Below are 24,951 nucleotides of genomic sequence, written 5' to 3' on the forward strand. Positions count from 1 at the left end.
TCTGCTACGAATGCCGCTGTTCGGCAATCAGTCCCAGCTGAGTCCACCGCGGCGCCATTCGTAGGCGTATGCCACCGAGACGTTGAAGATGAACAGCGCCATCGCCACGAGGCCGAAGAGTCCGAGTGCCTCGAAGTGGACTGCCCAGGGGTACAGGAACACGATCTCGATGTCGAAGATGATGAACAGCATGGCGGTGAGGTAGTACTTCACCGGAAAACGTTGTCCGGAAGCATTTCCAGGCCCGCCCGCGACGGCGTGTGGTGTGGGTTCGATGCCGCATTCATAGGCTTCCAGCTTGGCCCGGTTGTAGCGCTTCGGGCCGACCAAGGCCGCCATGCCGACAGAGAACAGCGCGAACGCGGCAGCGATCGCGCCGAGGACGAGAATCGGCACCTCGATATTCACGACTGCACTTCCCCTCCTTGCGAGCTGCTGCTGAGTGACGAGCTGCTGCTGTGTGCCAACAGTGTCCGTAGCGGGCCGCCGTCGTCGTCCGCCACGATCGGGCTCGCCTCTCGGCTTCACCCGGACGGGTCATTACCTGATCCGTTCCTATGTGAGATAAGGCACAGCCTACAACCGGGTTGTCGGGTCGAAGCGTGTTTCGCCCCGGCGTTTGATCGAATTCAGTACAACGATTTATGACCGAAACGGCGGTAATCGACCTGTGCCGCCATGTGGCGTATAGGGACGAGCTGCGGCAGTGACCATCGAGGGTTCTGCTGGGGCCCGGGTGCGGTTGCCCGCGCGGCGTCGGTGTGCTCGAGTCCGCCTCCGTCGGTGTTGCCCAGCTTCTTGCTGGCGAGCCGCAACCGGCTCAATTCCGACAACGGCGCGTTACGGTGGAGTACGAAGACCTCCGGTAGGTGAATGCGTTCCCAGACAGCTCGCACTCCACTCGGAGGTCTTCGTTTTGTCAGCTCACCACGCCGTTGCCAACGTCCGTGGTCAGTACAGTGGGAACTTTGCCGGTGATGTCGACTGGCAAGTGTCGGTACCCTCGCAGATTGATGTGCTTGCCCGGAGTCGGATCATCTGCCAAGGCGAGGTCAGGGAAGTTCTCGAACAGTGCGCGTAGGGCGACGACGCCTTCCATTCGTGCCAGGTTCGCACCCAGGCAACTGTGCACTCCACCGCTGAAAGAGATGTGCTGGCGCGCGTTGTCGCGGGCAACGTCGAACTTCGCGGGCTGATCGAAAACCTCGGGATCTCTGTTGGCGCCGCCGATCAGCAGAGCCGCGATCTCGCCACGCTGTAGCGAGCGGCCGTTGATGTTCACCGTCTCGGTCGCTACTCGGCCGACCATCTGGACCGGCGGGTCGTAACGCAGGATCTCCTCTACCGCGTTATTCCACTGATCGGGGTTCTTCTGTAGGTAGGCAAGCTGATCCGGGTTGCCCAACAGCGCCACTATTCCATTGCCGATGAGATTGGTCGTCGTGTCGAACCCGGCGGCGAGCAGTAGCGCCATAGTGGCTTTGAGCTCGAAATCGGTGAGGTCGCCCTCGCGGATGACATTGGCCATGATTCCGTCGAGGTCGGGGTTGTCTCGGAGCTGTCGGCGCAGCCGCGCCAGGTGGTTATCGAAATAGCTGTCGATATGCGCCAGCGCTTCGTTGGCTTCGCGGTAGACCTGCCACGGCATACCGAAATCGAGCAGTGCTGCGACGTGGTCACCCCACTCGAGCAGCATGGGGGTATCGGATCGTGGCATGTCGAGCATTTCGGCAATGATGGAAACCGGGACCTGCGATGCGTAATCGGAGATGAGGTCGACTCTCTGTTTTCTCTCCATGGTCCCGAGCAGCTCTGTGGTCACCTGGTGGAGAGTGCCTTCGAGCCTGCTGACTGCCTTCGGAGTGAACGCACGTGAGACGAGTTTCCGAAACCTCGTATGGTGCGGCGGGTCGACCGCGAGCATGGCCGGCGGCTCGATGGGGTTGGGCAATCCCAGTTCGGTCCGTTCGATTATCCAGCGCAGCGGCGCCGGATAAGGAATGCTGGCTGGAGTCATCGCAACAAAGCGATTGTCCCGCAGTATTTCTCGTGCGAACACCAGGTCGGCTGTAACGATGCCGGATACGTTCGTTGGAGCCTCGCGGTCCGCGATTCGAATCTGCTCTATGAGGTCGTAGTGATCGCTTGCCCGGTCAGCGCCGGCGAGTAACAGGGCCAACGGTTGTTTGCGGCGGGCTTCAAGGGTTATCGCGGTGCGGGTCAGGCCGTGAAGGGCGGACCATCGCAACCAACATCGGACTCTTCGTTCGAGGCCCATGGACTGTTTCATGGCGTTTCCTCCATTGTCCAGGTGTCTGTTCGCGTGAGTGAGGCGATCACATCAAGGTAGGCAGCAGATTTCGAGTACGATGACGAAAATTTTGGCCGACACGCCGATCTGATACTGGATACGGACGTGGAATCCCCGATAGACGGGATCTCATCACAGTTCCTGCTCCACTGAAAAGGACTCCACGTAATCGCATATCCTGCCATGCTCGACGTCTCCGGTGAACTGGTGGAGTACGTGTCGCGGCTACTGGCCGCCGAACGCCGAGTGCGTGGCACCTGCCGCGGCAGCCAGGCACTGACCTGCTGGAAGCAGCCATTGTTCCTGGTGATGTGGTTGCGTAAGCAGGAAGATATCGCGGTGCTCGGGGCGGGATTCGACATCAGCCGTGCCACCGCGGACCGCTATCACGGCGAAGGCGTAACCTCCCTCGCGGCGCAGGCCCCCGACCTGCGGGAAGCCCTGGCCTTGGTCGCCTCGTCGTACTTCGATGGGATGATCTGCCCATCCTCACGAGATATGAATCCGAGTATCGGGTCGCGCCCTGATCGGCGACGATCAGGCATCGGAGCGGCTACGTAGTAGACCGGCCACGGTTTCGGTGAGACGGATCGGGTCGATCGGATGCGAAATCGCTGCCTCGGCCCGCGACCAGCTGGTCAGCCACGCATCGTCCGCACGACCGGTGAGTACGAGAAGTGGCGGGCAAGGATGTATTTCGTCTTTCAGCTGTTTGGCGATCCCGAGACCGCCCGCCGGGGCGGCTTCGCCGTCGAGGATGGCCAGATCGATACCGCCCGCATCGAGCTGCGCGATCACTACCGCGGCGGTAGCCACCTCGAGGTATTCGAATGCGGGTAGTTCCGGATGCGGGTGCGTGCCCAGGCCCGAGATCACCTGATGTCGAGTGTCGGCGTCGCTGCTGTATACGAGAACCCGCAGTGGGGTGGAACGAGCGGAATCGGCCACGAACGGCATGGTACGTCCGTTGGTGTGGCCCGCGTGGCAGCTTGACGAAGATAACCCCGCGTGTCGCATAGCGGTGTCGGGGGCGGCGGTACCTGGCCCGGTCGGTCGGTGTGCGCGCCGGGTGGACGGGATACCCGGGTCAATGGGAGTCGAAGACGTCCGGGCCGACCTCGCCGGGGTCGAGCAGGTGGGTGAGGAAGAGACGAGTGGCCGGGGTCGGGGTGCGGCTGGTGATGGCGTGCCACGGACGGTCCAGCGGGGTGCCCTCGAGTGGGAGGATACGTAGCGCACCGTTGTCGATGTCCTTGGAGATCGCGTCACTGTGGATCAGCGTGACGCCGAGCCCCTCTCGGGCGGCTGCCAGGACCGCGCCGTGCGATCCGAGGGTGAGGGTGGGCGGTTCGAGCTGGAGCCGGTCGAGCAGGCTGAGTGTGGCCTCACGGGTTCCGGAGCCGCGGCCGCGCAGCAGCCAGGTGGTCTGCCGCGGGTCGAGGCCGGGCAGGCCGACCACAACGAGGCTGCTCGGCCGCCGGGCCCGCACCACAAGCCCGGTGTCCCGCGGTGGCCGCCCCGCGATGACGAGATCTGTTTCGTGATGCTGCAATTCGAGAAACAGCACGTCACGTGGTTGTACCGATAGACTGAGCTCGATCCCGGGGAACCGGCGGCGGAACGACGCGAGTGGGCGCAACAAAACGTATTCGCCCGCGGTGGCCACCACACCGATCCGTAATCGTCCGGTTTCGGCCCGGCGCACGGCGGCCTGCGCTTCCTGCATCAGCCCGAGGATGCCTCGACAGTATTCGGCGTAGATACGTCCGGCCTCGGTGAGCGCGATGCCGCGACCTGCTTTCGCGATGAGCTCAGTGCTCAGTTGCTTCTCGATATGTGCGACAGCGGCGGAGACGGCGGCTTCGGTGATGTGCAGTTCGGCGGCAGCCCTGCGGATGCTGCCCTGGCGGGCCACGGCAAGGAAGGTTTGCATCCGTGCCGCACTCACCATGCCCATCGAATGACGGTAACAAACTCAACGAATTCGTTGAGTATCGCGAGAAACAATCACATTGTTTGCCGTTTCCCGGCCCGTCATCCTGGAAATCTCGAGGCACGCCCGGTCGACCGGGTGCGGATGTTCCGCAGTGGCACAGCAGGAGGAACGATGGCCGAAGAAACCGAACGCGATCGCTGGGAACCGGGTGTCCAATCCTATGCGTCGATGGGCTATTACGCGCCCGACTACCAGCCGTCGGAGACCGACGTGCTCGCCGTGTTCCGGGTGACCCCGCAGCATGGCGTCGATCCGATCGAGGCGGCGGCCGCCGTGGCAGGTGAATCCTCCACCGCCACATGGACAGTGGTGTGGACCGACCGGCTGACCGCACACTCGCGCTATCAGGCCAAGTGCTACCGCATCGAGGAGGTATTCGGCAGGCCGGGGGAGTACTTCGCCTATATCGCCTACGATCTCGACCTTTTCGAGGAAGGGTCGATCACCAACCTGACCTCGTCGATCATCGGCAATGTCTTCGGGTTCAAACCGCTGCTGGCGCTGCGGCTTGAGGATATGCGCATTCCGGTCGCTTATGTGAAAACGTTCCAGGGGCCACCACACGGCACAGTGATGGAACGCGAATATCTCAACAAATACGGCAGACCACTGCTCGGTGCCACCGTGAAACCGAAACTCGGCCTGTCCGCCCGAAATTACGGCCGGGTGATCTACGAAGCGTGCAAAGGCGGACTGGATTTCACCAAGGACGATGAGAACATCAACTCCCAGCCGTTCATGCGCTGGCGTGACCGCTATCTGTTCGCCATGGAGGGGGTGAACCGGGCGATGGCCGAGACCGGCGAAATCAAGGGACACTACCTGAATGTGACCGCGGCGACCATGGAGGAGATGTACGAGCGGGCCGAATTCGCCAGAGAGCTGGGCAGCATCGTCATCATGATGGACCTCACTGTCGGATTCACCGCGATGCAATCGATGTCGCATTGGGCCCGCCGCAATGGTGTGCTGCTGCACCTGCACCGCGCGGGGCACTCCACCTACACCAGGCAGAAGACACACGGAGTCAGCTTCCGGGTGTTGGCCAAGTGGTGCAGGCTGATCGGTGTCGACCATCTACACGCGGGCACCGTCGTCGGCAAGCTCGAAGGCGATCCGGCGACCACCAAGGGGTTCTACGACACCCTGCGGGAGAACCTCATTCGTACCGAACCGGCCAACGGGATCTTCTTCGACCAGCACTGGGCGAGCCTGCCCGGGGTGATGCCGGTGGCCTCCGGTGGTATCCACGCAGGCCAGATGCACCAACTGCTCGACCTGTTCGGCGACGATGTGGTGTTGCAGTTCGGTGGTGGCACCATCGGCCATCCGCTCGGTATCGCCGCGGGAGCGGAAGCGAACCGGGTGGCGCTGGAGGCGGTCGTGCAGGCCCGTAACGAGGGCCGCGATCTGTTGAAGGAAGGGCCGGAGGTACTGCGCACGGCCGCGAGGAGCTGTCGCCCGCTCGATGTCGCGCTGGCGACCTGGGGCGAGGTCACCTTCGACTACACCTCCACCGACGCACCGGACGCCGTACCGACGGCCAGCCGCTGAGACCTCGAAGGACAAAGCCATGTACTTGCGTCACGGGACGTTTTCCTACTTACCGCCGCTGACCGATGAGCAGATCGCCGCCCAGGTGCGCTACGCATTGCTCAACAACTGGCCGGTATCCATCGAGTACACCGATGATCCGCATCCGCGTAACGCCTACTGGGAAATGTGGGGGCTGCCGCTGTTCGACCTGGACGAACCGGATGGGGTACTCGCCGAGATCGCCGCGTGCCGGGCGACATTTCCCCGGCATTACGTGCGGGTGCTGGCCTACGATGCCCGCTACACCAGGCAGACGACGGCATTGAGTTTCCTCGTGCAGCGTCCACCCGACGAGCCCGGTTTCGCGCTGACCCGCACCGAAGGACCGGATCGGCAGCAGCGATACGGCCTGCACTCGTATGCCACCACCGCCCGTCCTGGACACCGGTATGGCGGCTGAGCGCAACGGCTCCGGATTCCGGCTGCACCGACCGGGGACGGACGTCCCTGGCACGGTGCGGCCGGTGCCCGCGCCTCCCGAGGCACCGCCGCTCCTCGGTGAGGACGCGGTCCTGGATCTGGCAGCCGATATCGCACGCCACGACGTCGAACAGACGCTGCGCACACTGGACGCCGAGCTGATCGGCTTGACCACGGTGAAGCGGCGAGTACGGGAGATCGCGGCGCTGCTGTTGATCGACCGCGCTCGGCAGCGGTTCGGCCTCACCGCCTCGCCGCCGACCATGCACATGAGTTTCACCGGCGGGCCTGGTACCGGTAAGACGACGGTGGCGTTACGGATGGCGCAGGTGCTGCACGTACTGGGCTACGTCAGGAAACCGACGGTGCACACCGTCACTCGCGATGAACTCGTCGGCCAGTTCATCGGGCACACCGCGCCGAAGACCAAGGAGGCGCTGGCCAGAGCGGCGGGTGGAGTGTTGTTCATCGATGAGGCCTACTACCTGTTCCGGCCGGAGAACGAACGTGACTACGGACAGGAAGTGATCGAGATCCTGCTACAGGCGATGGAGAACGATCGCGCGGGCCTTGTGGTGATCTTCGCGGGATACCGGGATCGGATGGATCGCTTCTTCTCAGCCAATCCGGGATTGTCCTCACGGGTGGCACATCACCTGGAGTTCACCGACTACACCCACGCCGAACTGCTGGATATCGCCGAACTCATGGTGGCCGAGGCGAACTTCCGTTTCGACGACGCGGCACGCCTGGCATTCGGCGAATATCTGCGACACCGGATGGCCAGGCCGCGTTTCTCCAATGCCCGCAGTGTGCGCAATGCGCTCGACCGCTGCCGGTTGCGGCAAGCCAAGCGCCTCGTGGAGCTGGACCGGCCGCTCACCAAGGCCGACTTGATCACTTTGACCGAAACGGATGTCTACGGCAGCAGTGTGTTCACCGCCCTCGGACCACCGGACGAGTCTGCCGTGCCGCACCCCATGTAACGAGATCGAATCGCAATGCCAGAAGGACTGAAGACCCTCACCCGCTACACCATCGAGCAGGAACACCGGCATCCCGGATCCTCCGGCGAGTTCTCCGCGCTGGTGAATGTGATCGCCACAGCGACGAAGATCATCGCGAATCAAGTCACCAGGGGATCGATCGTCGGCTCACACAGTGCCGTGCACAATCCCGCCCTACTCCCAGCAGTGTCCGACCCCGCCCTACTCCCAGCAGTGTCCGACCCCGCCCTACTCCCACCCGAGAGTCCCGGCGAGCCGGCTTTGCCGGTGCCGCGCACCCCGGATGTGATCGCCAACGACATCATGATCGCCGAAACCCAATGGACCGGTCATCTGTCGGGCCTGCTGTCGGAACAGCTCACCGAGATCCACCCGGTGCCCGAGTTGCATCGGCGGGGAAAGTACCTGCTGGTGTTCGATCCGCTGGACGGTTCGTCGAATATCGACGTGAATCTGCCGGTAGGCACGATCTTCAGTGTGCTGCGCGCACCGGAGCGGATTCGCGGCGAAGGATCGGCGCATCCGCTGACCGACGCCGATTTCCTGCGACCGGGAGCCGAACAGGTATGTGCGGGATTCACCCTGTACGGGCCAGCGACCATGCTGGTGCTGACCACCGGTAACGGGGTGGACGGGTTCACATTGGATCGTGAGATCGGCGCGTTCGTGCTCACCCATCCCGGAATGCGTATTCCCGAGGACACCTCGGGTTTCGCGATCAACGCGGCCAATGAGCGGTTCTGGGAACGCCCGGTACGCCGCTATGTCCACGAGTGCCTGGACGGGGTGGACGGGCCGCGGGGACGGGATTTCAATATGCGATGGGTGGCCTCGCTCGTCGCCGATACCTTCCATATCCTCACGCGCGGCGGGGTCTACCTGTACCCACGTGATACCCGGCCGCCTGCGCGGGCAGGCCGAGTCGCTTTGCTCTACGGCGCCGATCCGATCGCATTCATCGTCGAGCAGGCCGGAGGCGCGGCATCCACCGGCAGTGCGCGAGTGCTGGATGTGGTGCCGGAACACATCCATCAGCGGGTGCCTTTGATCTTCGGTTCCCGCAATGAAGTCGAGCGTATCGAGCGTTATCACCGTGAACCCGAGGAAGGCCCGGGTTTCGATGCCGCACTGTTCGGGACTCGGTCACTGTTCCGGCCTGCACGCCGCTGAAGACCAGTACACCGCTGAAGAGGAGAATTCATGTCGGTCAAGCATCCCGTCGTCGCGATCACAGGGTCCTCCGGTGCCGGGACGACCAGTGTGACGCGGACATTCCAGGAGGTATTCCGCCGGGAAGGGATCAACGCGGCCATTGTCGAAGGCGATTCGTTCCACCGCTATGACCGCAACGAGATGCGGTTGGCCATGGCCGAGGCCGAGCAGAACCGGAATCTGCGGTTCTCACACTTCGGTGAGGAGGCCAACCTGCTGCCGGAATTGGAAACCCTGTTCCGGGATTACGGTGAGACCGGAGTCGGGATGGTGCGCCGGTATCTGCACGACGAGGACGAGGCCAAGCCGTATGGTCAGCCACCGGGAACGTTCACCTCATGGGAGGAGCTGACACCGGGTAGTGACCTGCTGTTCTACGAAGGGCTGCACGGTGCGGCGGTCACCCCGACAGTGGATATCGCCCGCTATGCCGATCTCCTGGTCGGCGTAGTGCCGATCATCAATCTGGAGTGGATTCAGAAGGTGTTCCGGGACAAGACCGAACGCGGCTATTCCAGTGAGGCCGTGATAGATACGATCCTGCGGCGGATGCCGGACTACGTCACCTACATCTGCCCGCAGTTCTCCCGCACCTACGTCAACTTCCAGCGGGTGCCCACCGTGGACACCTCGAATCCGTTCATCGCGCGCAGCATCCCCACGGCGGACGAGAGTTTCGTGGTGATCCGGTTCGCGGACCCGAAGGTCATCGACTTCCCCTACCTGCTGTCCATGCTGCACGATTCGTTCATGTCGCGGACCAACTGCATCGTGGTGCCCGGCGGGAAGATGGAACTGGCGATGCAACTGATCTTCACCCCGCTGATTCTGCGGTTGATGGACAAGCGCCCGAAACGCTCGTATTGATGTTTCCGCACCGCCGCCGAGTTGAAAATTCCGTTGCACCGGTCATCGACTCTCACTGCTCCTGTGTCTCCAGAGCATCACCGCGCTGATCACGCAGATTGTGCTGGCCGCGGCTAAACCTACTTGACTTCCTCGGATGAAATCGTCTCTCGCCACCGCGATGATGGCCTCGCGCTGTCCAGGCATGAGTTCCGGCAGTGGTCTTCCTGGGCCGATCTCGGCCCGGTACGCATACGGTGTCGCCTCATTGATAATGCGCTCGGCGATCTCCTGACGAGCGGTGGGCTCTGTTACTACAGTGCGCAATTCGTCCTCGAGGGTGCCACTGAGCCAGAAGGCGAGGATGCTACCGAGAACCGCGTAGCCGAATGCCGACCCGATTCCCCGCTGGGCATTGAGCATCCCGGAAGACATCCCTGACTTGTCGACCGGAACCGCTCCCATGGCCAAAGCGGTGACCGGTGTGAGGACCAGGGAAATCGCGACGCCGACGAGGAACAGACCCACCACGATGACATGTAGCGAGATCGCCATTCCCACCGCGACGACAGCTAATGCGGCGGCTAGCAGAGTCTGCCCGATCCGAGCGATCGGCAGGGAGCCGAACCTGGCAGCAAGCCTGCCTGCGATCGGCGACAGCAACGCGATGGTGATCGCATAGGGCAAGAGCAGCATGCCTGCCCGTACCGGTGAGTAGCTCTCGACGTTCTGGAAGTGCTGGGTGAGGACGAACAACATGCCGTATACGCCGAAGAGGCCGGTGAGGATCGTGATGATGGCCAGGGTGTAGGTGGCGTTACCGAACAGGTGGACATCCATCATCGGGTCCGGGTGACGATACTCGTACCAGGCGAACGCGGCGAGTGTTGCCGCGCCGACGGCAAGCGGGGTCACCACCAGCGGTGACGACCAACCCGCTTTCGGGCCTTCGATGACCCCGTAGATCAAGGCGCCGATGGCTATGACGAACAGTATCTGACCACCCCAGTCGAATCCGGGGAAACGCTCTTCGCGGGACTCGGCGACGTACTTGAAGGCCAGGACGAGTACCAGCAGGCTGATGGGGACATTGACCAGGAAGGCGGAGCGCCAGCCCATGCTCTCGGTGAGAATGCCTCCGACAGTCGGCCCAAGGGCCAAAGCGACGGTTGAGACTCCTGTCCACAGACCGATGGCTTTGGCGCGCTCATCGGAATCGGGAAAAGCGGCGCTCACCAACGCGAGCGCGGCCACGATGACCGCAGCGCCCGCGACACCCTGGACCGCGCGCGCGATCGTCATAGTCACTGCGTCCGGAGCCATGCCGACCGCCGCGGACGAGACAGCGAACACACCAGTACTCACCATATAGACAAGACGGCGTCCGAATCTGTCGGCTACGGTGGCCCAAGCCATGATGGACACCGCCATACCGATGGAGAATGCGGCTACCAGCCACTCGAGACCGTCCTCACCCACACCGAAATCCGCTTGGATCTCAGGCAGTGCCACGTTCGCAACCAGCGTATCGAGGAACACCATAAAGGGACCGAGCGCAGTTGCGACAATTATCGATGCATTGGCTTTGGTCCAGATCCCCTGGGGTTGCCGTTCGCTTTTTACGGGATTCATATCCTTATAATAAGAACCCTGCAGTTATCAGTTTTCCGATCGTGTCTATTTGTTATGTCGATCCATCAAAGATACTTTCTGTATATTCACCTCGTAGTACGAGCAGGAAGATTATTCTATATGGTATCGACAAGCAATTCGGCCAGGTCGGCATTCATTATTTCGGTTCCATCGTTCCGCCGGAGTGGCCTTGATCGACACGATTCTGCAGCGGATGGCGGAAGATGTCAGCCATATTCTCCGGCCCTATCTGCCCACAGTTTCCCCGTACTCATGTCGGCTTCCGGGCGGTACCCACCGTCGACACCTCGAGCCCGTTCATGAGGTCCGGCTGTCGAATCCGCCGATTCACCTCAGGAACCCCCGGCTTCGCCCGGTACCGTGTTCGGACGGCGAGTTGCGGCGTGATGAGGAGTCGGTACGGTGCGTGGATTCGGGGTTCTGGAGGCGGTGATCATGGATCACGTCTGGGATCGAGACGCAGAGGACACGACGGTACGTGAGATCTTCGACGAACTGTCGACGCAGCGGGACATCGCCTACACCACGGTCATGTCGACCATGGACAACCTGCACCGCAAAGGTTGGCTGGTACGGCATCGGGCGGGCAAAGCCTATCGGTATCGGCCCACGCTCACCAGGGAGGAACACAGCGCCCGGCTCATGGTGGAGGCGCTCGGTTCCGGCGGGCGCCCGGATCTGGTGCTCAGCCACTTCGTGGATCGGATCAGCGCCGATGAGTCGGCCGGACTGCGGGCCGCGCTACGCGGACTGGCGGTGCGTAAGGCCTCCGAGGCGCCATGAGCCCGGCGGTCGGTAGTTACCGGACTCCCAGGACAAAGCGTTACGCTGCCGCGATGGCGGATGGGCGAGTGCGACAGTTGATCGATACGGTGGCGTGGGTACGCATCGAAGCCGGGCGCATTCTCTGCGCCCGACCGCGTGGTAAGGACGTTTTCTACATCCCAGGTGGTAAGCGGGAGGGCAGCGAAACCGATGCGCAGACCCTGGTGCGGGAAATCGAAGAAGAGCTCACCGTCGAGCTGCGGTTGGATACTCTCTCGCATGTCGGCACCTATGAAGCAGTGCAGCCAGGACATGGGACAGGGGATGCCGCGGTGGTGCGGATGAGCTGCTACACCGCCGATTACCGTGGAACACTCGTGGCGAGCAGCGAGATCGATGAGATCGGCTGGTTCCGCTACGCCGACCGGGCTCTCGTTCCCCCGGTCGACCAGCTGCTGTTCGACGATCTGGTGCACGCGGGCCTGTTGCGCTGAGCCCGGGCTCCGGCCGCGCGTGGCCGGTCAGCCGCCTGTCCATGAGCCTCACTTGTGCATGAATATGCCTGCGACGTCGGCGTTCCTGATGGGGGTTTCGGCATTGACCTGAGTGCCGCACAGCACGTTGACCGATACCATCGTCGCGTCGACTACGGTGCCTGCGGGTTCGTTATCTGTTCCGTTCCGCTCCTTGATGAACTTGGTGATCGTCATTCGTTTGGTGTCCTGGTCTTGTTCGATGTACTCGCTGCACGGGGTGTCGCCGCCACGGTTGAGTGCGCGCTCGATATCGGTGCAACCCGCGAGCACCATGGCAATCGTCGCGACGCCGAGGCCGGTTCGTCCGGTAAGTGCCAATACGGTGTTCATGGGCTCCTCCTGAGGTGTATCACGATTGTCGTACACCCTAAGGCCATGGTGTGTCCGGCCGCCTACGGAGTCGGTCCGTCCGCGCGAAATAGACACAGCGGGACATTCAGCTCCGCCGGGGTGAGGGAACCGTGATGGCCGAGCAACGACGACTGCAACGGTTCGACACCGCTGCGGATGACACCGCCGCGGCCACGAGCGACCACGACCAGATCGCCGATCCGGATCGCGTTTTCGGGGGTGACTGTCGGGCCGAACCACCCGCGGGTCACGACGTCTTCCCTGGTGAGCACATCGAAATCGGTGCCGAGTGCGCTCTGCCAGGCGGCGGCCACATCGTTCGCCGCACCGGCCACGGTATAGACGTGCCTGGCGCGGACCTCACCACCGAGCGCTCGGACCCCTTCTCGTAGTGCGTCGGTGGTATCGAAATCGATACGGTTTTCCAGCTCCACCATGCCGTGGTCGGCGGTGACGAGCAGCACGGCGTCGGGTGGGAGTTGTTCGGCGATGGCAGCCGCGAGCCGGTCGACAGCGGCCAGCTCCATGCGCCAAGAGCGGGACGAAGGCCCCCTGACGTGTCCGGTCAGATCGAGATCACCGTGGTAGGCGTAGACCAGTGCGCGTGGTCCGGCACGCAAGGCTTCGGCCACCCCGGCGATGAGATCACCGAAGGACAGCCGAGGACGGAATTCGCCACCGCGCAGGACGGCTCTGGTCAGTCCCGACCCGGCCTGATCATGAGGTGATACCCGGGTAACGGCTACTCCGTCGGCGGCGGCGCGTTCGAAAACCGTTGGAATGGGCTGGAATCGCTCGGGGACGAGTTCGGTCCGCAGATCGGTCTCGGCATGGACGCCGTGCAGTCGCCAGGCCAACGGGTTGAGCAACCGGTCGTAGCCGGGGACTTCGAACAGATAGCCGACCAGCCCGTGCTCACCGGGCGGGACACCGATACCGAGTGAACTCAGGCTGGTGGTTGTGGTCGTCGGAAAGCCTGCCGTCAGTGCGCGGGGTGCGAGACCGGACAGAAACGGCGCGGCGGCAGGATCGGTGGTGAGCGCCTCGTAGCCGAGCCCGTCCACCAATAGGACGCAGACCCGATCGGCCTCGAGTGCGAGCCCGAGGCGGTCGTCTGCGTCGGGAACGCCGAGTCCGGCGAGGATGGAAGGAAATAGATCGGCCAGAGAATCCGTGCCATAACGGGGAGCGTCGAACACGAGCATCAGAATGTCGACATCGGCAGCGGGATGACAAGGGTATTCATGCCTGGCCGGTCTCGAAGCGGCTCACCTTGCCGTCGCGGAGGATGAATCGCCAGTTGGTGCGCATCGAACCCCACCGGGAATTAGTGTAATCGGCGACGAGTTCGGTGCCGTCATCGCCGACGGAGTGGATCTGCATCCGCGCATTGCTGTCGAAGACCTCTGTGCGGGTCCACTGGGTGAGGTTACGTTCTACTCCGTCGTTGGACATGGTCGCGTCATCGGTGAGCACAGCGTAGAACCGGTCCTGGTCGTTGGCATTGAGTGCGTCGACGAATTCCTGCACCGTCGGATCGAGCTGTGCGGTCATCCGTGGCATCCCTCTCTGATCGGTGGGGGAAGAGTGGGGCAGCAAACCTTTGGCATCTACTGTAGGGCAGGGGGCGGAATGTGTGGCTCGACCGCTGTCCGGCCATCCACGGCTAGGATCGGTTACCGATATCGGTTTCGTCGTACGAGGCTGGAGGTGATGTCCGGTGCGCGAGTTTCAGCGAGGTGCGGTGCGATTGCACATTCTGCATCACGCGGCGCAGGAACCGGTGCACGGCGCGTGGATCACCACGGAACTGTCTCGGCACGGATACGACATCAGTCCGGGCACCCTGTATCCGACGCTGCACCGGCTCGAGGACGAAGGGTTGCTGACTTCGCAGCAGCAAGTCGTCGACGGCCGCGCGCGCCGGGTCTATCGGGCCACGCGAGCGGGGAAGAAAGCCCTGGCCGAGGACCGGCAAGCACTGGCGGAGCTGGCGCGTGAAGTGCTCGGTGAACAGTGGCGTTGAGGTGCCCGCTCACCGGCGGGCACCGAGTGCGCGGCGGATGCCGTAGGCCGCTGCGCCGAGAGCGAGCGCGAACACACCGGTGACAATGGATTCGGCCGGTAGGGCGACACCGAGTATGAGACAACCGAGGGTACCGAGGACGGGCACGATGCGGGCGGGGCGGCCTTCGGCGGGGGTGAGGGTCGAGGCGGCGATATTGGCGATCGCGTAGTAGGCCAGCACACCGAAGGAGGAGAATCCGATCGCGCCACGCAGGTCGACGGTGGCCGCGAGTGCCGCCACGACCAGACCAACGATGATTATCGCGCGGTGCGGCACGTCGAAGCGGGAATGGATCACTGCCAGCGCGGGTGGCAGATGACGATCTCGTGCCATGGCGAAGGCGGTGCGGGAGACACCGAGGAGCAGCGCGAGCAGTGCTCCGAGCGCCGCGACCACGGCGGCGATCCGCACCACCGGCACCCCGGCGGGAAATCCCGCGGCCTGCATGGTGTCGGCCAGCGGTGCTACGGCGCTGCTCAATCCGGACGCACCGAGTACGGCCAGGACCGCGATCGTGACAGCGGTATAGACGAGCAGGGTGATCGCCAGGGCCAGCGGGACAGCCCGTGGAATGGTACGAGCCGGGTCGCGAACTTCCTCGCCCAGCGTAGCGATACGCGCGTATCCGGCGAAGGCGAAGAACAGCAGTCCGGCGGACTGCAATATTCCATAGATCGAGGTATCCGCCCCGATGCGCAGCCGGTCGGCATCGGCCGCCGGTGACGTGATGGCGGCGATCACCACCCCAGCAAGCACCATCAGGACGACAGTGACGATCACCCGGTTCAGCAGGGCGGACTTCTGCACTCCCCGAAAGCTGATCGCGGTCAGGATGAGCACCGCGGCGACCGCGACCACCTGGGGACGCTGCGGCCATACGTAGGAACCGACAGTCAGTGCCATCGCCGCGCACGAAGCGGTCTTGCCGACGACGAAGCCCCATCCGGCCAGATATCCCCAGAACTCGCCGAGCCGTTCGCGACCGTAGACGTAGGTGCCGCCCGAGGTCGGATAACATGCGGCCAGCCGTGCCGAGGAGGTGGCGTTGCAGTAAGCCACCACCGCCGCCACCGCAAGGCCGATGAGTAGACCGGACCCGGCCGCCCCGGCAGCAGGCCGTGGCGCGGTGAAGATTCCGGCGCCGATCATGGCGCCCAATCCGATCAGTACCGCGTCGAATACTCCCAGCCGACGCTGTAGGCGTGGACCGTCGGCGTGGGGGATCGGCATGGTGAGCGCATATCTTTCGTGGGTGGTCAGCGGCAGTGCAACAGTGCCATGAGCCCGTAGTCCATATGTAACTGCATATGGCAGTGCAACAGGGACAGGCCGGTTTGATCGGCGACGAAATCGATCTCCATCACTTGGTGGCTACCGAGCATCACGACATCCTTGTGCAGGCCGGCAGTCGGTGTGCCTGCGATGGCGGTGATTTCGAAGGAGTGCCGGTGTAAGTGCATCGGATGGATATCTCCGCTGGCATTGCGCAGCCGCAATCGGTACCGCTTGCCGTGGTCGAGTTCGAGTATCGGCTCGGCATCCATCGAGAAATGCCTGCGGTTGATCGTCCACACGGTGAACCCGTCGTCGGTGACATGGTGTTTCTCGATCAGCATCTCGAAACCGCGTTCCGGTGCCACCCAGCTCCGGTCAGAGGCGGTGAACAGCCGGTAGTCCCAATGAAATGCCGGTGGAGTGACCCATCGCGGAGATCCGCTGTGCCCGGAATACTCGACCACGATGCCCATGCCGCGGTCACGGGCGGTATCGGACAGATCGCCGAGTACCCAGACGCCAGGGGTGGTCATCTCGACGATCGCCGAGATACGTTCGGCGGTGCCCAGCCACAACACCGGTACCGCAACGGGTTTCGGGACCGGATTGCCGTCGAGCGCGATGACGGTAAAAGTATGTCCTGGGAGGGCGAGGCCGTGATTCTCGGTAGCGCTGCCGTTGAGGATGTGCAACAGCACTCGTTCGCCCGTTTTCACCCGGATCGGTTCACCATGACCGAGCATCCGCCCGTTCACTGCGCACGCCCGGTAGCCGACCTCGTAGCCGTGGACCGATGACTGTGTTCTCGTCGTCTGGCCAAGCAACTCCGAGACCACCTCGCCTGCCAGGAAATCGTGTGGCATATCCGGTTTCCTGCTGAACGCGGGCTCGAACTCCTTCAATGTCACGAATACCTCTTGGTCGTAGGCGCCGGGATCGCGCTTCGGTTCGATATAGACCGGACCGACTTGACCGGTGTACTGGCCGAGGCCGAGATCGGCACCGGCGGCCAGATGGGTGTGATAGAAGCGAAAGCCCGCAGGACCTGGCGTGAAGGCGATCCGGCGCATTCCTCGGGCGGGAATGAACGGTGTGCCTTCTTCTGCTGCTCCGTCGACCTCGGCAGGCAGGGTCTGCCCGTGCCAATGTAGTTGCTCCGGGATGTCGGTGTCGTTGTATACATCGACGAGCGTCGGTTTTCCTTCGGTGAACCGTAACAACGGTCCTGGGAACTGTCCGTTGTACAGCGTGGTCGATACGACTCGATCCGGCGCCAATTCCACCAGACCTCGGCTGATCCGCAGGGTGTGATCCGCCCTGCGTGCCGGCTGCGTGTCCGCTGAGCATCCCACTGTCCCCAGCGCGCCCGCGGCTCCGGTCACTTTGAAGAAATCACGTCTGCTCAGCATCGCGGCTGTTCGCCGGCCTTCCTGTATATCAGCCATCCGTAGTTGATATCGTATATCGATATCGTACTACGATATATTAGCGCGGACCGGCTATTTCGTCTGGAGAGATCGGTTGGCGCGGCTGGGATCTATTGCCTTATGGATTCCCGGTGTGGTGAATGGATGTGGTATGGAAGCGCTCTCGCTACCGCCCGGAGCTAGACGTAACCACGAATAACACGTAACCTTGTATTGGCACGCACCCGGCACTGTGCACAGCCAACAGACGAAACGAGTACCTCAATGACGCGGCATGTCGACGTAATGATCATCGGCGCTGGGCTGTCGGGAATCGGCACGGCCTGCCATCTCGCCAGGCAGCGGACCGGACGTAGCTACATGATTCTGGAGCGTAGAACCGCTATCGGCGGCACCTGGGATCTGTTCCGCTACCCCGGTGTCCGCTCCGATTCGGATATGTACACCCTCGGCTACAGTTTCCGTCCCTGGCACGGTACGAAGGTGCTCGCCGATGGGCCGCATATCCGGCGGTATATCGAGCAGGCAGCCGAGGAATACGGCGTCACCGAGCACATCCGGTTCGGTCGTAAGGTAACTGTGGCGCGCTGGTCCAGCGCGACCGCTACCTGGACCATCGAGGCGCTCGATGAACGAACCGGCGAGGTGGAGGTCTATACCAGCGACTTCCTGGTCGGCTGTACCGGTTACTACGACTACGACAACGGCTACCGTCCCCGATTCCCTGGTGAGGAGAATTTCGGCGGACAGATCGTGCATCCACAGCATTGGCCCGAGGACCTCGACTACACCGGCCTGCGTGTGGTGGTGATCGGCTCCGGTGCCACCGCGATCACCTTGGTCCCAGCCATGGCCGAGGCGGCGGCGCATGTCACCATGCTGCAGCGCTCACCGACCTACATCACCGCGTTGCCTGCCGAAGATCCGCTCGCGGCAGGCATGAAGCTGGCCAAGCTGCCCACCGAGATCATCTACCGGCTCGGGCGGGCCCGTAATATCGCGCTGCAGCGCGCTTCCTTCCTGCTCTCCCGGAGAAATCCGGAGATCGCCAAGAAACTGTTGCTCGCTGCGGTGCGCAAGCAGATCGGTCCGGATATCGATATGCGCCATTTCACCCCGAGCTACAACCCGTGGGACCAACGTCTGTGCGTAGTGCCCAATGGCGATCTGTTCAAGGTATTGCGCAGGGGCAGAGCATCCGTCGTCACCGACCGCATCGAGACATTCACCGAAACCGGTATCCGCCTGGAATCCGGCCAGGAACTACCCGCCGACCTGGTCATCAGTGCGACCGGCCTGAGTATCCAGACGTTCGGTGGAGCGAGTCTAGAGGTGGACGGCGAACCAGTGGTCATCCGTGACCGAGTGATCTACAAAGGAGCGATGCTCGACGGTGTGCCGAATATGATGATGGTGCTCGGCTACACCAACGCGTCGTGGACGCTGCGCGCCGACCTTTCGGCCGAGTACTTCTGCCGGGTACTCGAACATATGAAGGCCAAGGGTTTCACCCGAGTCGAAGCCGTCGCCCGTGCCGGCGACCGTGGTCTGGAATCGGCATTGGGTGGCTCACTGAACTCCGGTTATGTGCGGCGCGGTGACGCCTTACTACCGCGACAAGGCACCAACGGCCCCTGGAAGGTGGTCAACGACTACTACCGTGATAGCAAGATGCTGCGCTCGAATACGCTCGAAGACGGCGTGCTCACGTTCAACCGGGCCGGGCAGACGCCTGCCGGACGCGTATCCTTGGAGGGGGCGCGGAGCGCCTGAGCGCAGCCGAAGTATGACATTGCCGGACCTCGTATATCTCGGCAACGCACGCACGAACAGCCCGGTGATTCGGATTCGATCACGGTAGTGGTGTGAATCCTATTCCGATCGTGTTCGGTCCTTGTGCGGCGATATCGGCGAGAATCCCATGGATACCGGAGAATTGGAACGGTGCCCACGGAATGAGTGGATTGATCGCGGAGGAGATCCCGACGAAGCCGCTCGGTGTGGTCGCCGGGCCACCGCTATCGCCGGGAATGAGCGGGGTCCACGAACGGATGACATTATTCTTGTATTCGATCACCAGCCCGTATGTGGTACCGGATACCTGGCCGTATTTACACAGAATGTCCCTGAACGGAACAGGATTCACGCCGATCCGGTTGATCACGGCTCCGTTCGGCATCCTGTTGACCGGTGTGATCTTCGCGGTGTCCAACTTGATGACCGCGTAGTCTTTCGACGAATCGAACGGAAACTGCGTCGACGGAAACCCCGGCCAATTGGTGGTCCACGTGGCGTAGTACCCGATCGGGCCGAGACCGGGGTTCCCGGTGAGGAATACCTCCTGAGTTCCGGTGTTCCTGGTCATGAGGTGCCCGGCTGTGAGCGCTACCGGATTGCCGAGTGCGTCATATCCGACAGCCGCGACGGTGCCCCAGCTTCCGAACGGTGGTCCACCGTCGGACATGATCGATGTTCCCGGACCGAAAATCGCAGGAGCGCGGCTACCGCCCGAACCGTATGTATAGGGAACCCCGTTGCTGACGCCACCGGAATTGTGCACTGTGATCAGCATGGTCCCCGCCCCAGGCGGAGAGACAGCGGTGATCTGCACGGGTGAATCCTGGATGAATGTGGTTGCGGTCCCCCCGAAATACACAGTGGTAGGACCGATGAACCCGCTGCCGGTGATGATGACGAAGTTCCCACCGGACGGCGACCCCGAAGCAGGGTGGATAGCGGTGATAGCAGGCATGACATGCCCCCTTCGGTGCGGCTGTGGTGCTGGCTGCTGTTCCCGGGGAGGGTGCCCGATTTATGTTGTCGGCCAGGATGTTTCCATTTAAGCGCTGGCAATGGTTGCTGGACAAGCGCTTTCGCAGTATGTTTGCGGTCCGCTGCCGAATTGGTATCGAGTGGGTTGCCCGCGCTCCTACACCGAAAAGACAGGTGTTTGTCGACGCATTGCGCGGTTGGCTTGCTACCGCTCATCGCGACAGTGCGGCATACCGTCAGCTCACTGTGATGGCGGACGGGAGTCACGCTGAACCGGTATACGGATCCGATACGCGAAGCCCTCCCGTACTATCGCGAACGGAGTCGACCGGCCAGGGGTACGAAGGAGGACGGTATGGAAGTTCGCATCGGTAACAGACCACTGTGGTTACTGCCGGGTAGAAAACTTCCCGGCGATACCGCGGATAGGGCCGTTACAGCGCCGCTGACCGACCGTGTGACCCGCCGATGAGTGATGCCGGCGTCGGGCTACGCTGCGCGGGATGCGCGACCGTCGGTCTCGACAGCCGCTATTGCGTGTCCTGCGGTCGTGAGCTCGGCTACCGGTATATAGCCTTACCCGACCACGACCGGACGCCATGCCCGGACTGCGGCGGTATTCGATTCGGTGCGGATGGACAGTGCGCGCGCTGTGGCAGGCCCGAGACGGTGCCGGACCGCCTGGAGGCCGACCTCGGCGCGGTCGCCGTGCTCACCGACCGGGGGCTCGTCCATGCGCGTAATGAGGATGCCGTCGCCGTGGGAGTACTCGACGATATGGTTCCCGGGGTGCCGACAGCTGTCGTTATCGCGGTGAGTGACGGGGTATCGAGCTCGGTGCGGCCACAGGTGGCTTCCGGTACGGCAGTCCGGGCCGGGGTCGGAGCCGGCGCTGCCGCGCTCACCGCCGGACAGCCTGCGACCGATGCCGTCATGGCCGGGTTGGAGGCCGCGGCACAGGCTGTCAGCGCGGTCGACGTTTCCGGCGATCTGGCTCCTTCGTGCACCTATGTATCGGCCATCGTGGTGCACAACGGCACCGATACCGAGATCACCGTCGCCAATATCGGCGATAGCCGAGCGTATTGGCTGCGCCGGGAATCGGTGGACGGTCCTGGCAATATCCCCGCACAGCGACTGACCGTCGACGATTCCTTGGCGCAGGCACTGGTCGATGCCGGTGTGCTCGACGAAGGAAAAGCCATGACCGATCCGCGGGCGCATACGCTGATCCGCTGGCTCGGCGCGGACAGCCCGCCGAAGCCGTGGGCAGACGATTGTGTGCGGACGATGCGCACCACGGGGCCGGGCATGCTGTTGCTGTGCTCGGATGGGCTGTGGAACTATCTGCCCACGCTCTCCGCCCTATCCGGACAGGTGCAAGGGGCGGCTCCCGCGGCAGCGGCCACCGCCCTGGCCGAGTTCGCCTTGCGATGTGGTGGTGGTGACAACATCACCACAGCAGTAGCGCCCGTGCCCTGGCGGCCACGCAAGGACGAAGTTCGGTGAGGGCGATCCCGGCCGCGTGCTCTCGGGAGTACGGTCTCCCAGTTCCGTAGACAGTGGTGTTCGTGGTTACGTATGTTCTTCGCCTATGACGAAGTTCGGCGGCAAGACCTGTTTGATCACCGGCGCGGCCAGCGGACTCGGTCGCAGTATCGCCCTCGCGGCCGCGGCCGAGGGGGCGACACTCGTTCTTACCGATATCGCCGCGGAAGGGCTCGAGCAGACCGCCGCCGCGGCGCGTGCTGCCGGTGCTGCCGTGCCCGTGGCCACCACCGCCGACGTCAGTGACTACGACCAGGTCGTCGCATTGGCCACCGCGGTACACGCCGAGGTCGGCAGTGTCGACATCGTCATGAATGTGGCCGGAATCGCCACCTGGGGCACCGTCGATCAACTGACCCATACGCAGTGGCGGCGCACCATCGATATCGATCTGATGGGCCCGATCCATGTGATCGAGGCGTTCGTTCCGCCGATGATCGCGGCAGGCCGCGGTGGCCACGTGGTGAACGTGTCGTCAGCCGCGGGCCTGTTCGGGTTGCCGTGGCATGCGCCGTACAGTGCGGGCAAGTTCGGCCTGCGTGGAGTATCCGAGGTATTGCGTTTCGACCTGGCTCGCCATGGCATCGAAGTGAGCTTGGTGTGTCCTGGCGCGCTGGCCACCCCCATGGTCGACAGCGTCGATATCGCAGGTGTCGACCGTACGGCCGAAGCGGTACAGCGGGGGATGTCGCTGTTCATGCGGCATGCTGTGGCGCCGGAGGCGGCGGCCCGATCGGTTATTCGTGGTGTCGAGCGCAACCGATACCTGATCTTCACCTCAGGTGACATCCGTGTGGGTTTCTGGGCCCAGCGCTACTTCCCGCCCGCCTACACCCTCGCGATGCGCGGCCTGAACTGGGCAATGCATCGCTACCTCACCGGGAAGAGGGGCGTGCCCTCGCGCTGAGGGCGCCGCGCCGGGACCGCTGTGATATCCGCGATCCGCCGGCACTGCCCGTCTCGCCCGCGACCCGATTCCGCAACAGCGGCCGAACGCTGTCGGGAACGGGTCGGCCATGCCACACTATAGAAAGGTTGAGAGCACAGCCGACCCCGGTTCGACGCATTCGGCGTAGCCGGTCGATGGGGCGGCGTGACAACCGACTCGCCTCCCGACCAGCCGTCGCGGAGAACTGGAATCCCCCTTACATGGGAGGTTCGACTTGTCTGCCATTTCTCTGCTACGAGGGCACGCCGAGGGCGGGCATCTCGAGGGTTCGGGACCGGGACATCGTCGCGGCAGCCTGCCGTGGGCGCAGCAGGTGGATCGCCGACAAGAATGTGTGGTGGTCCGAGTCGAAGGCGAGTTGGACGCAGCAGTCTCGGCCGAGTTCTTCGACACGGTCGACCGGGCACTGCAATCGTCATGCGGTGCTGTGGTGATCGATCTGCGGGCGACGAGATTCTTGAGTTTACGGGCGGCCGTTGGTCTCGGTGCGCGGCGAACGGACTATTGCGATGGTCCCGATCTACGGATTGTCGCGGGTGGATCAGGAGTCGAGCGGGCACTAGAGGTCACCGGGGTACGGTCGCTGTTCGCATGCTACCCATCGATGCGAACGGCTCTGGATTCATGAACTCGGACTCATGAGCTGAGCACCGAAGTGGAGGCTGTGCCATGGTGTGGCGGATTCGGTTCTTTTCCGCTCCGGGTGCTTGGGACGAATACTTCAGCGTGCGTGCGAGTGGGTCCGATCCAGCCCGGTGATCGCTTCGCGCTGGACCGGGTGATCGTCGCGGGGTAGGGGTAGCCCTCGATGCGTGACTACGGGTTGCGTGCCGAGTCCGACCAGCTACCGTTCACCACTCACCAGCGGATCGGTGCAAGCGGACCCGCTGGTTTCGATCCGCTGCCGACGGGTACCTCCCGGCCCGTATACGCGCCTGATTCCGGTATCGCTTCCGTGGTGTGCGCCGAGCTGCGGCTCGGCAAGGACACGCATCGGCATCCGGAGTGCCGCGTAGTGGCCGCGAGAACAAGGTGGTGATGGTAATGGGGGAGTGGACTTCCCGATCCGCTACCGATACGACGACCGTCGGAGTGCGCGTGCCCGCGCAATGGGAGCAACTGACCATGCTGCGCGCCCTCACCGAGACCGTCGCCCTCATCGGGGATTTCGCCTTGGATGAGGTGACCGATATCCGGCTCGTGCTGGACGAGGTGGCGACTTCGCTGATCCTGGACGCGGTCCCCTGCTCGATGATCGACTGTGAGTTCACCTACGACGCCGACGAGATGGTCGTGCATGTGTCATCTCTCGCCACTTCGGAGCCGGTGGCAGGGCAGCCCGGCTTCGGTTGGCATATCGTGCGGGCCCTGACCGGTTCGATGATCATCGCGCAGAACCCCTACGACAGTGAGCTCGGCGGCTATCCGACGATGATCGACTTCGGTTGGGTGCGCGGCGCCGCGGCGGGCGGGTGATCGGTTACCTACCGATCATCGGATGAATTGATGGTAGCTGCCGGTCATCGTGGCCGGTCGGTCAGTTTATCGGGGATCTCCGCCGGGTAGTCAGATAAGAGCCGGACAACAGATGCCGATGGTTCGAGGAGCTTGTCATGACAGACCAGCACCGACCAGGCACCCGGAATCCGTATACGGGGCCGGGTGCTTCCAGGTCGCCGTCCCCAGCTGAGGGTTTTTCCGTTACGCGGAGCCACGAGGTCATCCGACGTTGGGCCGAGCAGCGTGGCGCCCGTCCCGCGACCCTGCCGGGCAGCGAGTACGACGGGCGGATCGGAGTGCTGAGATTCGACTTCCCCGGCTACGGGGGCGCGGTGCTGCGCCGGGTGGAATGGGAGGAATGGTTCGCCACTTTCGATGCCAGGAAGCTGCACTTCTGGTATCAGGAGCGTGGCGCGGACGGTTCGCCCAGTAACGTCAATCGTCTGCTCGCCCGATAACGCCGATCTCCTGGAAGTGCCTCGATAGCCCATGGGTCTCTGAAATCGTCGTGAGCCTTGTCACCGGATGCGGTTACCGAGGGGTGCGGAAGTGCTCCGAACGGGTGTGGTATTGCATGCGGCGGCCGCGTGCGCGCCGTCCGCCCGCGGTGCTTGCCCCTGAGTCGACGTGATATCCTATACAGGTAAAGGGCCTTGTGGCCGAAAATAATTCGGCGATAGGGCGGTGAATTTCGAATTTTATCCGGTGGCCGACGGTGC

The 24,951-nt window shown here is 63.1% G+C and carries 28 protein-coding genes; 16 read left to right on the forward strand and 12 right to left on the reverse strand.

All coding sequences use genetic code 11. The features are described 5' to 3' along the window. Positions 1-27 precede the first annotated feature (27 nt). The 3 genes from ACL02S_RS00945 to ACL02S_RS00955 form a co-directional block, all read right to left on the reverse strand. The gene (locus ACL02S_RS00945; protein WP_412800308.1) at positions 28-408 is read right to left on the reverse strand and encodes an NADH-quinone oxidoreductase subunit A; all 381 of its coding nucleotides are present in this window, start codon (positions 406-408) and stop codon (positions 28-30) included. 221 nt (positions 409-629) lie between these two features. After that, complete coding sequence (locus tag ACL02S_RS00950; RefSeq protein WP_412800309.1) at positions 630-896, reverse strand: hypothetical protein; 267 nt, start codon at positions 894-896, stop codon at positions 630-632. 23 nt (positions 897-919) lie between these two features. Continuing rightward, positions 920-2,278, reverse strand: a complete 1,359-nt coding sequence (locus tag ACL02S_RS00955; RefSeq protein ID WP_412801067.1) for a cytochrome P450 — start codon at positions 2,276-2,278, stop codon at positions 920-922. A 216-nt stretch (positions 2,279-2,494) separates the two neighbouring features. On the opposite strand from ACL02S_RS00955, the gene ACL02S_RS00960 reads away from it, so the two are divergent. Continuing rightward, a complete protein-coding gene (locus ACL02S_RS00960; RefSeq protein ID WP_412800310.1) occupies positions 2,495-2,872 on the forward strand; it encodes a hypothetical protein in 378 nt (125 codons plus the stop codon). On the opposite strand, the gene ACL02S_RS00965 is transcribed toward ACL02S_RS00960, so the two are convergent. Both ACL02S_RS00965 and ACL02S_RS00970 read right to left on the reverse strand, forming a co-directional pair. Beyond that, entirely contained in the window at positions 2,849-3,268 is a 420-nt protein-coding gene (locus tag ACL02S_RS00965) for an Rv3143 family two-component system response regulator (RefSeq protein ID WP_412800311.1), read from the reverse strand. The two genes, ACL02S_RS00960 and ACL02S_RS00965, sit on opposite strands and share 24 nt — an antisense overlap. A gap of 130 nt (positions 3,269-3,398) precedes the next feature. After that, complete coding sequence (locus tag ACL02S_RS00970) at positions 3,399-4,268, reverse strand: LysR family transcriptional regulator (protein ID WP_412800312.1); 870 nt, start codon at positions 4,266-4,268, stop codon at positions 3,399-3,401. A gap of 150 nt (positions 4,269-4,418) precedes the next feature. On the opposite strand from ACL02S_RS00970, the gene ACL02S_RS00975 reads away from it, so the two are divergent. From ACL02S_RS00975 to ACL02S_RS00995, 5 genes are read left to right on the forward strand one after another with little or no spacing between them, the layout of a single operon-like run. Next, on the forward strand, positions 4,419-5,861 hold the full coding sequence (locus ACL02S_RS00975; RefSeq protein WP_412800313.1) for a form I ribulose bisphosphate carboxylase large subunit: 1,443 nt from the start codon (positions 4,419-4,421) through the stop codon (positions 5,859-5,861). A 19-nt stretch (positions 5,862-5,880) separates the two neighbouring features. After that, complete coding sequence (locus ACL02S_RS00980; protein ID WP_412800314.1) at positions 5,881-6,303, forward strand: ribulose bisphosphate carboxylase small subunit; 423 nt, start codon at positions 5,881-5,883, stop codon at positions 6,301-6,303. Further along, positions 6,263-7,309 carry an AAA family ATPase gene (locus ACL02S_RS00985; protein ID WP_412800315.1) on the forward strand — a complete coding sequence of 349 codons (1,047 nt, stop codon included), beginning with the start codon at positions 6,263-6,265 and terminating at the stop codon, positions 7,307-7,309. The genes ACL02S_RS00980 and ACL02S_RS00985 overlap by 41 nt, the downstream gene beginning before the upstream one ends. 15 nt (positions 7,310-7,324) lie before the next feature. After that, complete coding sequence (locus tag ACL02S_RS00990; protein WP_412800316.1) at positions 7,325-8,500, forward strand: class 1 fructose-bisphosphatase; 1,176 nt, start codon at positions 7,325-7,327, stop codon at positions 8,498-8,500. A gap of 30 nt (positions 8,501-8,530) precedes the next feature. Continuing rightward, positions 8,531-9,409, forward strand: a complete 879-nt coding sequence (locus ACL02S_RS00995; protein WP_412800317.1) for a phosphoribulokinase — start codon at positions 8,531-8,533, stop codon at positions 9,407-9,409. 42 nt (positions 9,410-9,451) lie between these two features. Here the strand turns inward: ACL02S_RS00995 and ACL02S_RS01000 are convergent, their stop codons facing one another. After that, the gene (locus ACL02S_RS01000) at positions 9,452-11,020 is read right to left on the reverse strand and encodes a DHA2 family efflux MFS transporter permease subunit (RefSeq protein WP_412800318.1); all 1,569 of its coding nucleotides are present in this window, start codon (positions 11,018-11,020) and stop codon (positions 9,452-9,454) included. A gap of 423 nt (positions 11,021-11,443) precedes the next feature. Here ACL02S_RS01000 and ACL02S_RS01005 point away from each other — a divergent pair, with 423 nt between their 5' ends. Then, a complete protein-coding gene (locus ACL02S_RS01005) occupies positions 11,444-11,824 on the forward strand; it encodes a BlaI/MecI/CopY family transcriptional regulator (RefSeq protein ID WP_412800319.1) in 381 nt (126 codons plus the stop codon). Positions 11,825-11,877: 53 nt separating this feature from the next. Next, on the forward strand, positions 11,878-12,300 hold the full coding sequence (locus ACL02S_RS01010; protein ID WP_412800320.1) for an NUDIX hydrolase: 423 nt from the start codon (positions 11,878-11,880) through the stop codon (positions 12,298-12,300). A gap of 48 nt (positions 12,301-12,348) precedes the next feature. Here the strand turns inward: ACL02S_RS01010 and ACL02S_RS01015 are convergent, their stop codons facing one another. The 3 genes from ACL02S_RS01015 to ACL02S_RS01025 form a co-directional block, all read right to left on the reverse strand. Continuing rightward, entirely contained in the window at positions 12,349-12,672 is a 324-nt protein-coding gene (locus ACL02S_RS01015) for a hypothetical protein (protein WP_412800321.1), read from the reverse strand. A 62-nt stretch (positions 12,673-12,734) separates the two neighbouring features. Continuing rightward, complete coding sequence (locus ACL02S_RS01020) at positions 12,735-13,892, reverse strand: alkaline phosphatase family protein (protein WP_412800322.1); 1,158 nt, start codon at positions 13,890-13,892, stop codon at positions 12,735-12,737. A gap of 43 nt (positions 13,893-13,935) precedes the next feature. Continuing rightward, positions 13,936-14,247 (reverse strand): nuclear transport factor 2 family protein, encoded by a 312-nt coding sequence (locus ACL02S_RS01025; RefSeq protein ID WP_412800323.1) that lies wholly within the window; start codon positions 14,245-14,247, stop codon positions 13,936-13,938. A 166-nt stretch (positions 14,248-14,413) separates the two neighbouring features. Between ACL02S_RS01025 and ACL02S_RS01030 the strand changes: the two genes are divergently transcribed. Next, positions 14,414-14,719, forward strand: a complete 306-nt coding sequence (locus ACL02S_RS01030) for an Rv3488 family transcriptional regulator (protein ID WP_412800324.1) — start codon at positions 14,414-14,416, stop codon at positions 14,717-14,719. A 9-nt stretch (positions 14,720-14,728) separates the two neighbouring features. Here ACL02S_RS01030 and ACL02S_RS01035 read toward each other — a convergent pair whose 3' ends face one another. Both ACL02S_RS01035 and ACL02S_RS01040 read right to left on the reverse strand, forming a co-directional pair. Continuing rightward, a complete protein-coding gene (locus ACL02S_RS01035) occupies positions 14,729-15,991 on the reverse strand; it encodes an APC family permease (protein WP_412800325.1) in 1,263 nt (420 codons plus the stop codon). Between the two features lie 26 nt (positions 15,992-16,017). Continuing rightward, complete coding sequence (locus ACL02S_RS01040; protein WP_412800326.1) at positions 16,018-17,481, reverse strand: multicopper oxidase domain-containing protein; 1,464 nt, start codon at positions 17,479-17,481, stop codon at positions 16,018-16,020. Between the two features lie 246 nt (positions 17,482-17,727). Here ACL02S_RS01040 and ACL02S_RS01045 point away from each other — a divergent pair, with 246 nt between their 5' ends. Beyond that, complete coding sequence (locus ACL02S_RS01045) at positions 17,728-19,236, forward strand: flavin-containing monooxygenase (RefSeq protein WP_412800327.1); 1,509 nt, start codon at positions 17,728-17,730, stop codon at positions 19,234-19,236. Between the two features lie 79 nt (positions 19,237-19,315). Here ACL02S_RS01045 and ACL02S_RS01050 read toward each other — a convergent pair whose 3' ends face one another. Beyond that, on the reverse strand, positions 19,316-20,215 hold the full coding sequence (locus ACL02S_RS01050) for an IPT/TIG domain-containing protein (RefSeq protein WP_412800328.1): 900 nt from the start codon (positions 20,213-20,215) through the stop codon (positions 19,316-19,318). 488 nt (positions 20,216-20,703) lie between these two features. Here ACL02S_RS01050 and ACL02S_RS01055 point away from each other — a divergent pair, with 488 nt between their 5' ends. The 6 genes from ACL02S_RS01055 (at position 20,704) to ACL02S_RS01080 (ending at position 24,690) form a co-directional block, all read left to right on the forward strand. After that, positions 20,704-21,744, forward strand: coding sequence for a phosphatase (locus ACL02S_RS01055; protein ID WP_412800329.1), 1,041 nt, complete (start codon positions 20,704-20,706; stop codon positions 21,742-21,744). Positions 21,745-21,829: 85 nt separating this feature from the next. Beyond that, entirely contained in the window at positions 21,830-22,690 is an 861-nt protein-coding gene (locus ACL02S_RS01060) for an SDR family oxidoreductase (protein ID WP_412800330.1), read from the forward strand. Between the two features lie 256 nt (positions 22,691-22,946). Beyond that, the gene (locus tag ACL02S_RS01065) at positions 22,947-23,360 is read left to right on the forward strand and encodes an STAS domain-containing protein (RefSeq protein WP_412800331.1); all 414 of its coding nucleotides are present in this window, start codon (positions 22,947-22,949) and stop codon (positions 23,358-23,360) included. Positions 23,361-23,540: 180 nt separating this feature from the next. Further along, positions 23,541-23,771, forward strand: coding sequence for a hypothetical protein (locus tag ACL02S_RS01070; RefSeq protein ID WP_412800332.1), 231 nt, complete (start codon positions 23,541-23,543; stop codon positions 23,769-23,771). 5 nt (positions 23,772-23,776) lie between these two features. Then, the gene (locus ACL02S_RS01075) at positions 23,777-24,208 is read left to right on the forward strand and encodes an anti-sigma factor (protein WP_412800333.1); all 432 of its coding nucleotides are present in this window, start codon (positions 23,777-23,779) and stop codon (positions 24,206-24,208) included. Between the two features lie 137 nt (positions 24,209-24,345). Then, positions 24,346-24,690 carry a hypothetical protein gene (locus ACL02S_RS01080; RefSeq protein WP_412800334.1) on the forward strand — a complete coding sequence of 115 codons (345 nt, stop codon included), beginning with the start codon at positions 24,346-24,348 and terminating at the stop codon, positions 24,688-24,690. The last annotated feature ends 261 nt before the right edge of the window (positions 24,691-24,951 follow it).

It is taken from the genome of Nocardia spongicola (assembly GCF_047200775.1).
Taxonomy (GTDB): Bacteria; Actinomycetota; Actinomycetes; order Mycobacteriales; family Mycobacteriaceae; genus Nocardia.

Bases quoted from the DNA above. Each gene is read 5' to 3' on its own strand.
- ACL02S_RS00955 (WP_412801067.1), bottom strand. From the start codon at position 2,278: ATGGGCCTCGAACGAAGAGTCCGATGTTGGTTGCGATGGTCCGCCCTT.
- ACL02S_RS00960 (WP_412800310.1), top strand. From the start codon at position 2,495: ATGCTCGACGTCTCCGGTGAACTGGTGGAGTACGTGTCGCGGCTACTG.
- ACL02S_RS00965 (WP_412800311.1), bottom strand. From the start codon at position 3,268: ATGCCGTTCGTGGCCGATTCCGCTCGTTCCACCCCACTGCGGGTTCTC.
- ACL02S_RS00970 (WP_412800312.1), bottom strand. From the start codon at position 4,268: ATGGGCATGGTGAGTGCGGCACGGATGCAAACCTTCCTTGCCGTGGCC.
- ACL02S_RS00975 (WP_412800313.1), top strand. From the start codon at position 4,419: ATGGCCGAAGAAACCGAACGCGATCGCTGGGAACCGGGTGTCCAATCC.
- ACL02S_RS00980 (WP_412800314.1), top strand. From the start codon at position 5,881: ATGTACTTGCGTCACGGGACGTTTTCCTACTTACCGCCGCTGACCGAT.
- ACL02S_RS00985 (WP_412800315.1), top strand. From the start codon at position 6,263: ATGCCACCACCGCCCGTCCTGGACACCGGTATGGCGGCTGAGCGCAAC.
- ACL02S_RS00990 (WP_412800316.1), top strand. From the start codon at position 7,325: ATGCCAGAAGGACTGAAGACCCTCACCCGCTACACCATCGAGCAGGAA.
- ACL02S_RS00995 (WP_412800317.1), top strand. From the start codon at position 8,531: ATGTCGGTCAAGCATCCCGTCGTCGCGATCACAGGGTCCTCCGGTGCC.
- ACL02S_RS01000 (WP_412800318.1), bottom strand. From the start codon at position 11,020: ATGAATCCCGTAAAAAGCGAACGGCAACCCCAGGGGATCTGGACCAAA.
- ACL02S_RS01010 (WP_412800320.1), top strand. From the start codon at position 11,878: ATGGCGGATGGGCGAGTGCGACAGTTGATCGATACGGTGGCGTGGGTA.
- ACL02S_RS01015 (WP_412800321.1), bottom strand. From the start codon at position 12,672: ATGAACACCGTATTGGCACTTACCGGACGAACCGGCCTCGGCGTCGCG.
- ACL02S_RS01025 (WP_412800323.1), bottom strand. From the start codon at position 14,247: ATGACCGCACAGCTCGATCCGACGGTGCAGGAATTCGTCGACGCACTC.
- ACL02S_RS01035 (WP_412800325.1), bottom strand. From the start codon at position 15,991: ATGCCGATCCCCCACGCCGACGGTCCACGCCTACAGCGTCGGCTGGGA.
- ACL02S_RS01040 (WP_412800326.1), bottom strand. From the start codon at position 17,481: ATGGCTGATATACAGGAAGGCCGGCGAACAGCCGCGATGCTGAGCAGA.
- ACL02S_RS01045 (WP_412800327.1), top strand. From the start codon at position 17,728: ATGACGCGGCATGTCGACGTAATGATCATCGGCGCTGGGCTGTCGGGA.
- ACL02S_RS01050 (WP_412800328.1), bottom strand. From the start codon at position 20,215: ATGCCTGCTATCACCGCTATCCACCCTGCTTCGGGGTCGCCGTCCGGT.
- ACL02S_RS01055 (WP_412800329.1), top strand. From the start codon at position 20,704: ATGAGTGATGCCGGCGTCGGGCTACGCTGCGCGGGATGCGCGACCGTC.
- ACL02S_RS01060 (WP_412800330.1), top strand. From the start codon at position 21,830: ATGACGAAGTTCGGCGGCAAGACCTGTTTGATCACCGGCGCGGCCAGC.
- ACL02S_RS01070 (WP_412800332.1), top strand. From the start codon at position 23,541: ATGCGTGACTACGGGTTGCGTGCCGAGTCCGACCAGCTACCGTTCACC.
- ACL02S_RS01075 (WP_412800333.1), top strand. From the start codon at position 23,777: ATGGGGGAGTGGACTTCCCGATCCGCTACCGATACGACGACCGTCGGA.
- ACL02S_RS01080 (WP_412800334.1), top strand. From the start codon at position 24,346: ATGACAGACCAGCACCGACCAGGCACCCGGAATCCGTATACGGGGCCG.